This window comes from Bacillus sp. B25(2016b) (assembly GCF_001679765.1).
GTDB lineage: Bacteria > Bacillota > Bacilli > Bacillales > Bacillaceae_G > Bacillus_A > Bacillus_A thuringiensis_K.
Window position 1 is genome coordinate 4,271,977 of sequence record NZ_CP016285.1, and the last position, 13,071, is coordinate 4,285,047.

Here is a 13,071-nt window from a genome sequence, read left to right on the forward strand (position 1 = left end):
AAAAGGCAGCTTGGTTGCTGCCTTTTTCTATTTCTCTACTATTTCAAATTTCTCTACAATCATTTTTGCTGGATAACTTTCAAGCATTTGAGAAGACCATAATTTTATTTTATCCCCTGTTTTTAATTGATTATATGCACGTTTATCCTTAAAGCTCAAAACTATATGTGATGGATACTCTTTATTCATTTGTTGTTCTATATAATTTTGTAACTCTATTTTTGTTTCAAACGTTTTATCACTGACGAAAAATACCGTGTCATTTCTTACTATGACATACCCTTCTTCAGGTACTTTTTTTACCTCTACTTGTTTTGTGGTGCACGCTGATAATATGATTAGAAATACATTTATAAACATTAATTTTTTCATATGCCTATTCATTTTTAACTCCTTACTCTAGGCTATTTCAAATTTAACACCATCTTCTCCTCATACTTATCATCCCATTTAATCACAACCTCTATCGGTTCATCTTTAGATAAAGGCGCACAACTTACACAAGATGATTTCATTTCAATCTTTGCTCCTTTATGACTTTCTGACGTTTGTGTCATTGTGCTAAAGGCTCCATTAATAGCAATCTCTAAATTTTTAAATTCTGTATTCCCATCTCCGCCTTTGTACTGAAACGTAAACACTCCATCTTCACTGTCGTCCTTAATATGGCCCTTATATTGTCCCGTCCAACTTTTGCTCTCGCTAGAAAAAGTAACATACCAAATCGAACAACTCCCTAAAAAGAAAATACTAATGAAAAAGAATAATGCTCTCTTCATCATGCCCCTCCATTCAAAAGCATTTATTTATTGTCTATTTCTTCCTCTTATTATACTATAAAAATACAGAATTTTCTAAAATAGGAGGTTTATATGTTACAACAACAGTTAGAAGAAATTTGTAATAATAATTACGTAATCAATAATGTCCTCAATATCGATCCTTTAAGTTCCAGTATGCTGGAGCATATTGGGGATACTGATAGTTATTTAAGAGATAAACTTATCTACTCTACTTTTTATCACCTAATCAAGAAGGACTATATTTCACACACACACTTACAGAAACTATTATCAGAAAGCATCAGTGACAAATATTTATTGTATAAAATTCATTCGGATGACGAAGATGCGGTATTTACCCGCGCCTTTACAACATTATTAATTACACTCATTATTGATGCCGATACAAACCATAATTTCTTATCACAGGCTGATCTTTTACATGTAAAAGATCAATTAGTTCTATATATGAACAACGAGCATGATTTCCGCGGATATGTGCAAGACCACGGCTGGGCACATAGTATCGCTCACGCTTCTGATACATTTGAGGCGCTTATTCGTAGTCCTAAACTGGAAACTTTATATTACGAGGAAATATTACAAACTTTATTAAACAAAGTTTGCGTCCATTCTATTTACTACAAATATGAGGAAGATGAACGTCTCGTTTATCCGATTGTCGCAATGCTCCAAAGTGGTCTAAAAGAAGAAGTACTCATATTAGCCCTTCATGATTTAGTAGCTCAATTACCCGTCAAAAAACAAACATTACATATTGAATCGTACGAGTATCTATACGGAAATATAAAATCTTTCTTACGTAGCTTATTTTTCAGATTACGTACAATGTCTATATGTAAAGAAACTGAATGCGAAATTGAAAAATTGCTACAAGAACTTCGAAAATATTATTAAAAAAAGAAGGCCACTTAGAAAGTGCCTTCTTCTATTTCACTAATATTTAATTGAAATTTCACGATCCAAACTGAGAAAAGGTGGACAAGAAGCGCAAACGCCATACATGCTCCGCTTAAAAAAGTTAGTATAGGATGCGAATACACGTGCCCTAATCCATAGGATATCGCCACGAAAAACATTGTTATGTAAATATAAATTGCTCCATGTATTTGCCTCATATAAACCTCCTTTTCACATAGTATACCATAAATTTTCTGATTATTCACATTAATAGACTGTAATTAATATTTCTCAACTGTTACACCTCTTACAGCAGCCTTAATATACGGTGACCCTTGTAAACTTTGTAAATCCTCTGTTTTCCCTGTTACGACTACACCGTATATTGGTAAGTCTTTTGGTTTGGTGTTTTTTATTTCTTTATAATATTGTTCAAAATAATCACTTGGTATACCTTCACTATTTTTTGCTAAATGCTTCATTTGGTACAGAAACTCTTTTGAGTTTATTGTTAAATCGTTTTTCACATCTTCTTTTACTTTTGCATAACTTCCTTCAAATCCAAAAACATTTCTAGCCATTTCCGCATTTAATATTGCGCCATTTTTAGGATCTTTTAACCCTACATAAGAATCACTTTTCTTTTCATTATATGTATCTACCCAAAACCAAACTGGCTGTACACTTTTCGGAAGCATATCAGTAATTTGTTCAGCTGTATACGATTTATCAAAAGATAAGGCTACTTCTGCAACTTTATTTTGCAAATCTCCAATATTTTTCAGGTCATCCACATAATTTTTATAAGTAACGAAAGGTAAATAAAACCTCATTTCCCTCTGCATTGTTTGCACATTATAATCTGGTATCGTAACAGCCTCTTCACCCCTTTTTTCCTCATCTAGACTAACAAGTTCACCATTGTAATGCTTCATACTATAACTCCATATACCAGATTCGTATATATCATTTACCCATTTCACTGGTTGACCAGCTATATTTTTATAAGAGTTATATATTACTGTACTTCCTGTCATACCAAGACTTAAATACATACTTCCGCTGAAACGGATATTAGGCCCTTGAACCATATGTAGTGCATTCATTTCTCTTTCCATTTTTCTAAATGTTTGCTGAGAAAAGTAAGCTGCACCCAAAAACAAAATTACTATAACCATAATGGACGCACAAATAGAAATAAGCCAGTTTCTCCAAAACTGCTTCCTCTTCGCTCTCTTCATCAAAGTCTTCACTTGCTTATCATTCATATTCAAATCAAAGTCCTTCCGACTCATCATTTCTCCTCCTATACAGTTTTTTAAATTGATTTCTTGCACGGTACAAGCTTGTTTTTACTGTATCTTCTTTCATACTTAATAAAATGGCAATTTCCTTATAAGATAGTTCATACTCATATTTCAACAGTAAAATATGACGATAATCCTCCGTCATCGTCTCCAATATTTCTTGTACTTCTCCTTGTAACTCACTTGTTAAAAGCACTTCATCTAATGACTTTTGCCCAATAAGAACGACAGATTCAATCGCAATGGGATTTAGCCTTTTTTCTTTTCGATGTAAATCTCGGTGCTGATTTATCGCAACTCTAAATAGCCACGGTGCTAAATGTCCTAACGGTATTTCCTCCATAAGCAATAAAGCTTTATACAACGTATCTTGCACAATATCTTCTGCTTCTTTTCTATCTGCTCCAATCTTAATTAAGTATCCAAACACAGCTTTTGATTTCTCTATTAATAACGATTCAAACGTATCATGACTCATTCGGCTCTCCTCTCTATATACTCAACGTTTGAGAGCGTAAAATGTATACAGCTTTTCTAAAAAAAATTCCATAATAAAAAGCACATCCATTTTGATGCGCTTCTATCTAAAATACTATTCTATTATTTCATCGCTTCCTTCACAACATCTTGAATCATAACAACTTCTGTTTTCATATCAACAGATGGTGCTTCTTCATCAATACATTCATACCAAAACGCTAAATGCTTTTTATCAATTTCATGATGCGAATTTTCGACAAAAATACCACCTTTTCCTTGCACAGAATACCAATATAAGTACTCTTCTCCATCTCTTATTTCCCGGAAAATTGTCTCAACGTACATTTTTTCGTCGTTTAGTGTCAACAGCACTTCTTTCATATTGTCATTCAGAAGCTGCATCCATTCATCTACACGACGACTTTTACCTTGTTTCACTTTGAATCTCGTTAACTCCACATTCATTTTTATTCCCCCGTTTTCTTACGTACAAGCAATCTATATTCTATTGGATGATAAAAACTTAATTTACTAGCTAATTTTTGCGAAGGAATATTGTCTACATAACAATCCCAGCACGGTGTAATATTATTTTTCATACAATGTTCAATGAACCGCATTGCAACAGCTTGGGCTAATCCTTTCCCTTGATATGCTTCATGCGTTACAATATCAATTTCAGCAAATCCATTCCCGTTAAATATCGAAACACATTCCGCTACAATTATCCCATCTTGTTCTATACAGAATCCAAAGCCATTATTTAAAAACACTTTAGTTGATCCCCAATATTCTTTATAATATTCCTCTGTAAATTCATTGCTTTGTGCTATATCTTTTCTATCAATACGCTTCACTTCATATGTATTTATGTTACAATCTTGTTTTTTCTCTTCAAAGGCTATGCTTTGAAATTTCATTCACGGAATGTTCCGAAGTATATTACTAAATCGCCCTTCTATCATCATTTCCCACTCTTCACTTGAAGTAAAGAGTGTAAATCTCTTCTCTGTTTTTTCAATAGCCATTTTTAAATATGCAAATAAACTTTCGTTATACTTGTGATCATCCGTATCACCAAATAAATAATAGATACCGTTACCTGTAATAATTAATCCTGCTGTTAACTGCCCGTTTGTAAAAACTTCACCATCTATCATTTGATCACATACCGCATAAGCAAACGTCGTCGTTTTTGTATGACTTTCTAAAATCGGAAGGATTTTTCTATACTCGGCTACAGATAATTTTTTCATAATTGCTCCACTATAATTGTATCCGCCTCTATATTTTCAAAACAAAGATTTACCGTTCTCTTTAATGCTCTCGTTCTATGAATCGTACATGCTGGAATTAAAATAGAATCATTTGGCTTTAATACCGCTGTTTCTCCATCCTCAAAATCAATAAGTAATTCTCCCTCTAATACAATGAATAATTCATCCGAATTAGAATGATAGTGCCAATCATATTCACCAGTAAATACAGCGATTCGTAAGCAATGACTATTTACATTTGAAACGACGAAGTTTTTATGTTGATCTTGAATGTCCTTTGTTAATTCTATTAAGTTCACAGTTTCCATCTTTCGTCTCATCCTTTCATTAGTCGTTCTTCTGAAAAACTAGCTTAGTCTCCACCACCTCCGCAATCTCCACCACCATCACTTGAGCTGCTACAATCATTGCTACTGTAGTCACCGAATCCACTTGATGAACTTGAAGCATATGAAGATTTTTTTCTCATTTTTCTTTGCTTATCTTTCTTACTTTCATGACTAGGCCATACTGTAGCAAAGAGTATAACAAATAAGGCTAATTCTATTACGACAAGTGTAACTTCTAGAATGCTCTCAATAATATTGGGGGTTATCTCAAAACTGTACAACACTCCAAATGAATACATACACAAAATCACATACAGAGCCATACAAATATACCGAAATGTTTTCTCTATCATAATGACCACTTTTTTTGAAAGAGGTATGTTCTGTTCCTGTTTTTTCTTTATATACTTTTGTCTTTTAGCTTGCTTTTTCTTCCTCTTTTTGCTCCCCATTGAATCCCCTCTTTTTGTTATATAATTCTAAATTATCATAATGAAAATCAATTTACACCAATAAATAACAATTATTCACATGTTATTTCTCCATAAAAAAAGACCCTCCTCATAAAGGAAGGTCTTGAATTTGTCTCTATTATGATAAAGCAGGAGCTTTTTCAAGAAGCTCTTTCGCATCAGCGTATTGTAAGCCGTGCGCTTCTGCAACTGCTTCGAATGTTACATATCCGTCTAATGTGTTAATACCTTTTAATAATGCAGTGTTGCCTAGGCAAGCATCTTTGTAGCCTTTGTTCGCAATTTGCACTGCATATGGTACTGTTACGTTTGTTAATGCAAGTGTTGACGTACGTGGAACCGCACCTGGCATATTAGCAACTGCATAATGAACAACGCCGTGTTTTTCGTAAGTTGGGTTATCATGAGTTGTAATACGATCAGTTGTTTCGAAAATACCACCTTGGTCAATCGCGATATCTACAACGACAGAACCTGGTTCCATTGATTGAATCATTTCTTCAGTTACAAGTTTTGGCGCTTTTGCACCTGGAATTAATACTGCACCAATAACAAGGTCAGATTCTTTTACAGCTTCTGCAATGTTGTATGGATTAGACATTAATGTTTTTACTTGGTTACCGAAAATGTCATCTAGTTGACGAAGACGTTCTGCGCTTAAGTCGATGATTGTTACATCTGCACCTAAACCTACTGCAATCTTCGCTGCGTTTGTACCAGCTTGACCACCGCCGATAATTGTTACTTTGCCGCGTTTTACCCCTGGAACGCCTGCAAGTAAAATACCTTTACCGCCTTTGTTTTTCTCAAGGAATTGTGCACCGATTTGTGCAGACATACGACCTGCTACTTCACTCATAGGTGCAAGTAATGGTAATGAACGATTATCTAATTGTACTGTTTCGTATGCAATTGATACAACTTTGTTATCAATTAATGCTTTCGTTAATTCTGGTTCTGGAGCTAAGTGTAAGTATGTGAATAAAATTAAACCTTCGCGAAAATAGCCGTATTCACTTGCTACTGGCTCTTTTACCTTCATAACCATATCTTGATTCCATGCTTCTTCAGCAGTTTCAACAAGTTTCGCACCAGCTTGTACGTATTCTTCATCCGTAAAGCCAGACCCTAAACCTGCTCCTTTTTGAACAAAAACTTCATGACCATTTTGCACTAAATGTACTGCTCCCGCTGGCGTCATTGCCACGCGGTTTTCATTGTTTTTAATTTCTGTTGGAATACCGATACGCATTATTAGTTCCCCCTTGAGTTATGAAATGACCCCTGAATCATTTTTTAAAGCGCTTTCTACGCTCTTATATTTTAACATAATATCTCAATATTTGACAAAAAATAATATAAGTTTTCCGATAGATTTAATTTTATATTAAAGGACAGTATTATCCGCACCTATCAGCATAAAGGATAAACTGTCCAATCATTCGAATCTTCACTTTATTTTTCTCTATCGATGTCTATGAATAACATCTACTGCACCAGTTACTTCAATAATTGTACCGGTAATCATATCGGAATCTTCCTCACATAAAAACGAAATCGTTCTTGCGATATCTTCGCCTGTTCCAGATCTACCAATTGGTGTTTTACGTTCTTTCAACTGACGTGCTTCTTGAATTGTCGCTTCTTTCATTTCACCAATAATATCACCAGGGCATACCATATTTGCAGTAATTCCATATTCTGCTTCTTCGTAAGCAACAGTTTTCGTTAATGAAACAAGTCCTACTTTCGCTGCTGCAAAAGCTGAACGATAAATCCATCCCGGTGCACTATCTGCCCCTTGGAATCCGTAATTAATAATACGGCCAAAGTTCTGTTTTCTCATAACCGGAACGACAAGTTTCAACAAATGAAATACCGCTGTTAAATTACCCTGAATCATTTCATTCCATTCATCTTCTTCATAATCGACTAACTTTTTTCGTTCAAATACATATGGACCAGCATTATTAATTAAGAAATCAATTTTGTCAAAACGGCTTATCGCTTCTTCTACCATTTTATGTAAATCTTCCTTTTTCGTGACATCCGCTTGCACGAATTGTAGACGCTCTTCTACGTTTTTATATGTTTCTTTCATCGTTTCCATAGCCGTTATATCGCTATGATATGTTACTGTTACTGAATAGCCTTTAGCCAATAACTTTTCTGTTACTTGCTTTCCTAAACCTTTCGTACCGGCTGTAATGAGCGCATGTCTCACAAAACTGCCCCCTTTTAAATTGCTATACTTCATATGTAACAAGTTCTCGCTCCAATTACAACTAAAATGAATTGAAACAGAGTTTTCAAAATTCTGTAACGTTTCTGGCAAGCACGTTACCAAAATTTGTTTTATAATTAAGTTGTAAACAGTTATAAAACAGATTGGGAGGAATTTACTATGAATAATACATATACAAATATTTTAATCGCGGTGGATGGTTCTAAAGAAGCAGAAAAAGCCTTTAAAAAAGCAATTCAAGTCGCAAAGCGCAATAATGCAACATTAACAATTGCTCATATCGTTGATGTAAAAGCGTACTCAGCAGTAGAGGCTTATAGCCGTGCAATTGCTGAACGTGCAAATCTATTTGCAGAAGACTTATTAGAAGACTACAAAAAAACTGCGCTTGAAGCTGGTCTTGAAAAAATTGAAACTGTATTAGAATTTGGTAACCCTAAATCTAAAATTTCAAAAGAAATCGCTCCAAACCATAAAGTAGATTTAATTATGTGTGGTGCGACTGGTTTAAATGCTGTTGAACGCTTCCTAATCGGTAGCGTCTCTGAACATATTATTCGCTATGCGAAATGCGATGTCCTTGTTGTTCGTGGTGATGAGGAGCAAGGTGATCTTTAATTTATAGATAAAACACCAAGTCCACATGGGCTTGGTGTTTTTCATTTCACATATTTCACTATAAATACAAGACAAGCTATAACAACAACGGTAATTGCCAATACATAAGGAGGTAAAAACTTCAAAGACCATAATGCCATCATAATCGTCGCAACCATTAAGTACGTTTGCTTTGCACCTTCTGTCATTTTTTTACGAAGAAAGAAAACATATAAATAACCAATTGGCGGCGTAATAAAGCAAAGAACGTATATGATTTTTGATTTTAAATACCACTTTTGTTCTCCAAGTTTCTTTATATCCCCTTCTATTCTCTTATGCTCTTGTTCTCTCGCTTCTTCTACAAGCTGGTCTTCCTCTTCTCCTCGCTTTTCTTTCATATAAGGAAGAAAGTGCATAAAAAAATAGTATGCAAATACGAACGCTCCAAATCCAATATTTAATCTTTCTAACGGAATATGCTCACTAAAAAAAGCAGCAGCAATTGCTAAAGAAAAGCAATACGTCGTCATCCAAAATGAACGTTTTCTCCTTTTCCGTTCCATTTCTTTTTTACCTTGTATATCTTTTCTTTTCGAAAGCCATATAGAAATAAAGCAATCTACTACAAATAGAGCAAAAATAAATATCGCAACGTGTACTGTTTCTAAATCCTCAAATGAAAAGATATTTGGGAATGCAACATGTAATACAACTAACGTATACAAAATTACCCCTATAAAATAAATACGCCTCATTTTCCATTCCTTTCTTATTTCCTAACATTACGTTAACATACATTTTTTAGAAATAGACGGACAAAATATATATGTTTAAAAAAGGAGGATGCTATATGGATGATTCTGAACGTATTATTTTAGATGTGAATGGAAAAGAAATTGAAATGTTAGATACAATTCGTACACATTTCAAAGAGAAACATGGTGTGGAACTAAGTAATGGTGCATTACTACGAGATTTGATGGATATTGAGTATATTCGAATTACGGAAGATCGACATAAGTATGATTAATCGATACATGAAAAACATCATTTTATGATTATGAAATGCTCGAGGCCCCTCTAAAAATACAAAAGACTGCTAATATTACCTATTAGCAGTCTCTCGTATCTATTTAAGTTCTTGATGCTTTCCGCCCATACCACCTGGCTCATTGCTATCTTGGTGTACAGTTACTTTATTTGTTTTCTTATCTTTCGAAACTCTATATGTATATGATTCGTTTGGTTCATCTTTAAACTGTACATTCATACCGTAAGAACCGATTTTACTATAAAAGGCCGGTTTTATGTACGAAATATCACTTTCTTTATATCCTTTTTCTTGCAAGTGCCACATCGTTGCAATAATCGCTGCTTCTCGATTTTCTTGTTCACCAACAAAGATATATTTGTCCAAGAGAAATACTTTAACATTTGCACTTAAGCTAATTAACAGTAAAACGATAAATATTATTTTTTTCATAGACTTCCCCTAAATTGTTATTTTTTACTATATCATAACTTAAATACTATTAAAAAAGAAAGTACGCCACACTTTAACAGATTGGCGTACTTCCCAACTCAATTCCTAATAACTTCTTTAGTTAACCCCTTCGCCTTCTCCAAAGCTTTTTCAATTTGCTCAAATCCAGTCCCGCCAGCACTGTTACGACGCTTTACAGCTGCATACGGTGAAAGAACTTCATACAAATCTTCCTCAAATAACGAGCTCATTTCTTTATACGTTTCAAGTGGTACATCTACTAAATAAATTCCTTTTTGTGTGCAGTGTAGCACTAGCTTCCCAACAATTTCATGAGCTTGACGAAACGGTAGTCCTTTACTTGCTAAGTAGTCAGCAATTTCTGTTGCGTTAGAGAAATCTTGCGTTACAGCTTGCCCCATTTTTTCTTTGTTGACAGTCATCGTTTCTAACATATCTGCCATAATATGAAGGCAGCCTTCTACTGTTTTTACTGTATCAAACATTCCTTCTTTATCTTCTTGCAAATCTTTATTGTAAGCGAGCGGTAATCCTTTCATGACTGTAAGTAAACTAAATAAATTACCGTACACTCTACCTGTTTTACCACGAATAAGTTCCGCCATATCTGGATTTTTCTTTTGCGGCATAATGCTGCTTCCCGTTGCGTATTGATCGCTCATTTCAATAAATTGAAACTCTTGGCTACTCCATAAAATAAGTTCTTCGCAAAAGCGTGATAAGTGCATCATAAGCATAGATGAGTTACTGAGGAACTCCAGTATGAAATCACGATCGCTTACTGCATCTAAACTATTTTCATAGATTCCATTAAATCCAAGAAGCTCCGCACTATATTCTCTGTCAATCGGGAATGTTGTCCCTGCTAACGCTCCTGCCCCTAACGGCGAAATATTAATACGCTTTAACGAATCTTCATAACGATTCACATCACGCTCTAACATCCAAAAATAAGCGAGAATATGATGAGCAAATGAAATTGGCTGAGCACGCTGCAAATGCGTATAGCCAGGCATAATCGTTTCAATATTATTTTCTGCTTGATGAACAAGAACCGTCTGCAATTGTTTTGTAGCTTTTATAATATGTTCTACTTTTTCTTTTAAATATAAGTGCATATCTGTCGCTACTTGATCATTACGGCTTCGGCCAGTATGAAGTTTCCCTCCCACTTCACCGATTTTTTCAATTAACATCTTTTCGATATTTAAATGAATGTCTTCCGCTTCAACTGAAAAATGCAATTTATTTTGTTTCGCTTCTTCTAATAAATATTGAAGACCTATCTTTATTTTCTCGGCTTCCTCTTTCGTAACGATGCCCTGCTTTGCTAGCATCGTTACGTGTGCAATACTTCCGTTTATATCTTGATTTACTAATTGTTGATCGAAGGAGATGGATGCTCCGAACTCTTCAACCCATGCTTCCGCTTCTTCTGTAAAACGTCCGCCCCAAAGTTTGCTCACGCTTCCACCTTCTTTTGATTCACTTGGCTGTATACTTTCGTCGGTAAACCGAATAATGAAATGAATCCAACTGCTGCATCATGATTAAATTCATCTTGAGCAGTATATGTTGCTAATTTTTCATCGTATAAAGAGTATTCAGATTTACGTCCTTCTACAATCGCATGACCTTTAAATAATTTCACACGCACTGTACCTGTTACATTCTTTTGCGTTTCTTGTAAAAATGCATGAAGCGCTTGTTTTAAAGGCGAGAACCATAAACCATTATAAATAAGTTCTGTTATTTTCTGTTCAATCACTGGTTTAAAATGCGCTACTTCTTTTACGTGTGTTAAATCTTCCAACTCTTTATGCGCAGTAATTAACGTCATTGCTGCTGGGCATTCGTATACTTCACGAGATTTAATACCGACAAGACGATTTTCTACGTGATCAATACGTCCAACGCCATGTTTTCCAGCAAGTGCATTTAGCGTTTTAATTAATTCTGCAAGTGAATATGCAGTACCATTTAAAGTCGTCGGTACGCCTGCTTCAAATCCGATTTCTACAAACTCTGGTTTATTCGGTGTATCTTCTAATGCCAGTGTCATCTCATATGCATCTTCTGGCGGTGCTGCCCATGGATCTTCTAAAATTCCACATTCGTTGCTGCGTCCCCATAAGTTTTGATCGATTGAAAATGGGCTATCTAAATTAATCGGAATTGGTACATCGTTTTCTTTTGCATAGGCAATTTCTTCTTCACGTGACCACTTCCATTCACGTACAGGTGCAATCACTTCTAAGTAAGGATTTAATGCTTGAATAGAAACTTCAAAACGAACTTGATCATTTCCTTTCCCTGTACATCCATGTGCAACTGCAGTCGCTCCTTCTTGCTCTGCAATTTCTACTAATTTCTTCGCGATAAGTGGGCGTGATAGCGCCGAAACAAGAGGATATTTCCCTTCGTATAATGTGTGTGCTTGCATCGCCATCAATGCATATTCGTTTGCAAATTCTTCTTGAACATCAATCATATATGATTTAATTGCACCTACTGAAAGTGCCTTTTCTTTTACAAATGCTAAGTCTTTGCCTTCCCCTAAGTCTAAACAAAGCGCGATAATATCATAATCCTTCTCTTGTAACCATTTAATTGCAACGGAAGTATCAAGACCTCCGGAATATGCTAATACAACTTTTTTCTTCTCCATTTTGCATCCCCCTAAAGAATAAATATTCATTTTCTTTTATAATAATTCACACTTTAACACCTTTTACAAAATGTATCAAGAGTCATTTTCAAATTTTTTCAAACAATTCCGTCGAACTTCTTTCTGTTTTTATGTACAATATAAGCAGGAAAACGGGGGTGAACTTATGGAAAAGTATTTCTTTTACGATGAACATCTCGGCATTGAAATTCCGCATTTACAAGAAGATTGGGAAGATATCCCCGAAAAAATGCAACACGCTATTTTATTAAAATGGGAACAAGTTCGCGGGAAAATTCCTGATCGTATAAAAGAACTTGAGCACTATATTAATACAAAACAACATTATTTAAATAACGAAGAAGACTTCGAAGTTTCTTGTAAACTAAATTCAGAAATTGCCGATCTTGCTTCCATCATTAATGACCTTTGGCTTTGGTATCGACTCACTCAAAATGTATCTGAGGGGAAAGCACACCAATGAA

The 13,071-nt window shown here is 34.8% G+C and carries 18 protein-coding genes and 1 pseudogene; 4 read left to right on the forward strand and 15 right to left on the reverse strand.

Annotated features, from left to right (window positions below; genetic code table 11):
• Window positions 1-27: 27 nt before the first annotated feature.
• Entirely contained in the window at window positions 28-384 is a 357-nt protein-coding gene (locus tag BAQ53_RS21820; protein WP_001079381.1) for a DUF3221 domain-containing protein, read from the reverse strand.
• Window positions 385-404: 20 nt separating this feature from the next.
• Window positions 405-779 (reverse strand): hypothetical protein, encoded by a 375-nt coding sequence (locus BAQ53_RS21825; protein WP_000816729.1) that lies wholly within the window; start codon window positions 777-779, stop codon window positions 405-407.
• A 93-nt stretch (window positions 780-872) separates the two neighbouring features.
• Here BAQ53_RS21825 and BAQ53_RS21830 point away from each other — a divergent pair, with 93 nt between their 5' ends.
• Window positions 873-1,700 (forward strand): DUF2785 domain-containing protein, encoded by an 828-nt coding sequence (locus BAQ53_RS21830; protein ID WP_000941450.1) that lies wholly within the window; start codon window positions 873-875, stop codon window positions 1,698-1,700.
• Window positions 1,701-1,714: 14 nt separating this feature from the next.
• Here the strand turns inward: BAQ53_RS21830 and BAQ53_RS21835 are convergent, their stop codons facing one another.
• The 9 genes and pseudogenes from BAQ53_RS21835 to BAQ53_RS21875 all read right to left on the reverse strand — a co-directional run bounded on the left by BAQ53_RS21835 (window position 1,715) and on the right by BAQ53_RS21875 (window position 7,826).
• Window positions 1,715-1,921 carry a hypothetical protein gene (locus BAQ53_RS21835; RefSeq protein WP_001248905.1) on the reverse strand — a complete coding sequence of 69 codons (207 nt, stop codon included), beginning with the start codon at window positions 1,919-1,921 and terminating at the stop codon, window positions 1,715-1,717.
• A gap of 63 nt (window positions 1,922-1,984) precedes the next feature.
• Window positions 1,985-2,998 (reverse strand): anti sigma factor C-terminal domain-containing protein, encoded by a 1,014-nt coding sequence (locus tag BAQ53_RS21840; protein WP_208906231.1) that lies wholly within the window; start codon window positions 2,996-2,998, stop codon window positions 1,985-1,987.
• Window positions 2,979-3,488: an RNA polymerase sigma factor gene (locus tag BAQ53_RS21845; protein WP_000017720.1), complete on the reverse strand. Its 510-nt coding sequence runs from the start codon at window positions 3,486-3,488 to the stop codon at window positions 2,979-2,981. Before BAQ53_RS21845 ends, BAQ53_RS21840 begins: the two co-directional genes overlap by 20 nt.
• A 122-nt stretch (window positions 3,489-3,610) precedes the next feature.
• Complete coding sequence (locus tag BAQ53_RS21850) at window positions 3,611-3,955, reverse strand: DUF6176 family protein (RefSeq protein WP_001100236.1); 345 nt, start codon at window positions 3,953-3,955, stop codon at window positions 3,611-3,613.
• A gap of 2 nt (window positions 3,956-3,957) precedes the next feature.
• Window positions 3,958-4,746, reverse strand: a pseudogene (locus tag BAQ53_RS21855) (GNAT family N-acetyltransferase).
• Window positions 4,743-5,075, reverse strand: a complete 333-nt coding sequence (locus BAQ53_RS21860) for a cupin domain-containing protein (RefSeq protein ID WP_000450939.1) — start codon at window positions 5,073-5,075, stop codon at window positions 4,743-4,745. Before BAQ53_RS21860 ends, BAQ53_RS21855 begins: the two are co-directional and overlap by 4 nt.
• 44 nt (window positions 5,076-5,119) lie before the next feature.
• Window positions 5,120-5,548 carry a hypothetical protein gene (locus tag BAQ53_RS21865; protein WP_000534940.1) on the reverse strand — a complete coding sequence of 143 codons (429 nt, stop codon included), beginning with the start codon at window positions 5,546-5,548 and terminating at the stop codon, window positions 5,120-5,122.
• Window positions 5,549-5,687: 139 nt separating this feature from the next.
• On the reverse strand, window positions 5,688-6,821 hold the full coding sequence (gene ald / locus BAQ53_RS21870; RefSeq protein WP_001219405.1) for an alanine dehydrogenase: 1,134 nt from the start codon (window positions 6,819-6,821) through the stop codon (window positions 5,688-5,690).
• Between the two features lie 213 nt (window positions 6,822-7,034).
• Window positions 7,035-7,826 carry an SDR family oxidoreductase gene (locus BAQ53_RS21875; RefSeq protein WP_208906964.1) on the reverse strand — a complete coding sequence of 264 codons (792 nt, stop codon included), beginning with the start codon at window positions 7,824-7,826 and terminating at the stop codon, window positions 7,035-7,037.
• Between the two features lie 147 nt (window positions 7,827-7,973).
• On the opposite strand from BAQ53_RS21875, the gene BAQ53_RS21880 reads away from it, so the two are divergent.
• Entirely contained in the window at window positions 7,974-8,432 is a 459-nt protein-coding gene (locus BAQ53_RS21880; protein ID WP_001066672.1) for a universal stress protein, read from the forward strand.
• Window positions 8,433-8,473: 41 nt separating this feature from the next.
• On the opposite strand, the gene BAQ53_RS21885 is transcribed toward BAQ53_RS21880, so the two are convergent.
• Window positions 8,474-9,169: a hypothetical protein gene (locus tag BAQ53_RS21885; RefSeq protein ID WP_151521738.1), complete on the reverse strand. Its 696-nt coding sequence runs from the start codon at window positions 9,167-9,169 to the stop codon at window positions 8,474-8,476.
• Between the two features lie 95 nt (window positions 9,170-9,264).
• Between BAQ53_RS21885 and BAQ53_RS21890 the strand changes: the two genes are divergently transcribed.
• Window positions 9,265-9,444, forward strand: coding sequence for a hypothetical protein (locus BAQ53_RS21890; protein WP_000342760.1), 180 nt, complete (start codon window positions 9,265-9,267; stop codon window positions 9,442-9,444).
• Window positions 9,445-9,543: 99 nt separating this feature from the next.
• Here the strand turns inward: BAQ53_RS21890 and BAQ53_RS21895 are convergent, their stop codons facing one another.
• The 3 genes from BAQ53_RS21895 to BAQ53_RS21905 form a co-directional block, all read right to left on the reverse strand.
• On the reverse strand, window positions 9,544-9,897 hold the full coding sequence (locus tag BAQ53_RS21895) for a DUF3139 domain-containing protein (RefSeq protein ID WP_208906232.1): 354 nt from the start codon (window positions 9,895-9,897) through the stop codon (window positions 9,544-9,546).
• 98 nt (window positions 9,898-9,995) lie between these two features.
• Window positions 9,996-11,384 carry an argininosuccinate lyase gene (gene argH / locus BAQ53_RS21900; RefSeq protein WP_208906233.1) on the reverse strand — a complete coding sequence of 463 codons (1,389 nt, stop codon included), beginning with the start codon at window positions 11,382-11,384 and terminating at the stop codon, window positions 9,996-9,998.
• Complete coding sequence (locus BAQ53_RS21905; protein WP_000412307.1) at window positions 11,381-12,586, reverse strand: argininosuccinate synthase; 1,206 nt, start codon at window positions 12,584-12,586, stop codon at window positions 11,381-11,383. The genes argH and BAQ53_RS21905 overlap by 4 nt, the downstream gene beginning before the upstream one ends.
• Window positions 12,587-12,752: 166 nt before the next feature.
• Here BAQ53_RS21905 and BAQ53_RS21910 point away from each other — a divergent pair, with 166 nt between their 5' ends.
• Complete coding sequence (locus BAQ53_RS21910; protein WP_000417120.1) at window positions 12,753-13,070, forward strand: hypothetical protein; 318 nt, start codon at window positions 12,753-12,755, stop codon at window positions 13,068-13,070.
• Window position 13,071 lies beyond the last annotated feature (1 nt).

Excerpts from the sequence above, each read along its gene's own strand:
- BAQ53_RS21820 (WP_001079381.1), bottom strand. The coding sequence starts at position 384 with ATGAATAGGCATATGAAAAAATTAATGTTTATAAATGTATTTCTAATC.
- BAQ53_RS21825 (WP_000816729.1), bottom strand. The coding sequence starts at position 779 with ATGAAGAGAGCATTATTCTTTTTCATTAGTATTTTCTTTTTAGGGAGT.
- BAQ53_RS21830 (WP_000941450.1), top strand. The coding sequence starts at position 873 with ATGTTACAACAACAGTTAGAAGAAATTTGTAATAATAATTACGTAATC.
- BAQ53_RS21835 (WP_001248905.1), bottom strand. The coding sequence starts at position 1,921 with ATGAGGCAAATACATGGAGCAATTTATATTTACATAACAATGTTTTTC.
- BAQ53_RS21840 (WP_208906231.1), bottom strand. The coding sequence starts at position 2,998 with ATGAGTCGGAAGGACTTTGATTTGAATATGAATGATAAGCAAGTGAAG.
- BAQ53_RS21845 (WP_000017720.1), bottom strand. The coding sequence starts at position 3,488 with ATGAGTCATGATACGTTTGAATCGTTATTAATAGAGAAATCAAAAGCT.
- BAQ53_RS21850 (WP_001100236.1), bottom strand. The coding sequence starts at position 3,955 with ATGAATGTGGAGTTAACGAGATTCAAAGTGAAACAAGGTAAAAGTCGT.
- BAQ53_RS21860 (WP_000450939.1), bottom strand. The coding sequence starts at position 5,075 with ATGGAAACTGTGAACTTAATAGAATTAACAAAGGACATTCAAGATCAA.
- BAQ53_RS21865 (WP_000534940.1), bottom strand. The coding sequence starts at position 5,548 with ATGGGGAGCAAAAAGAGGAAGAAAAAGCAAGCTAAAAGACAAAAGTAT.
- ald (WP_001219405.1), bottom strand. The coding sequence starts at position 6,821 with ATGCGTATCGGTATTCCAACAGAAATTAAAAACAATGAAAACCGCGTG.
- BAQ53_RS21875 (WP_208906964.1), bottom strand. The coding sequence starts at position 7,826 with ATGAAGTATAGCAATTTAAAAGGGGGCAGTTTTGTGAGACATGCGCTC.
- BAQ53_RS21880 (WP_001066672.1), top strand. The coding sequence starts at position 7,974 with ATGAATAATACATATACAAATATTTTAATCGCGGTGGATGGTTCTAAA.
- BAQ53_RS21885 (WP_151521738.1), bottom strand. The coding sequence starts at position 9,169 with ATGAGGCGTATTTATTTTATAGGGGTAATTTTGTATACGTTAGTTGTA.
- BAQ53_RS21890 (WP_000342760.1), top strand. The coding sequence starts at position 9,265 with ATGGATGATTCTGAACGTATTATTTTAGATGTGAATGGAAAAGAAATT.
- BAQ53_RS21895 (WP_208906232.1), bottom strand. The coding sequence starts at position 9,897 with ATGAAAAAAATAATATTTATCGTTTTACTGTTAATTAGCTTAAGTGCA.
- BAQ53_RS21905 (WP_000412307.1), bottom strand. The coding sequence starts at position 12,586 with ATGGAGAAGAAAAAAGTTGTATTAGCATATTCCGGAGGTCTTGATACT.
- BAQ53_RS21910 (WP_000417120.1), top strand. The coding sequence starts at position 12,753 with ATGGAAAAGTATTTCTTTTACGATGAACATCTCGGCATTGAAATTCCG.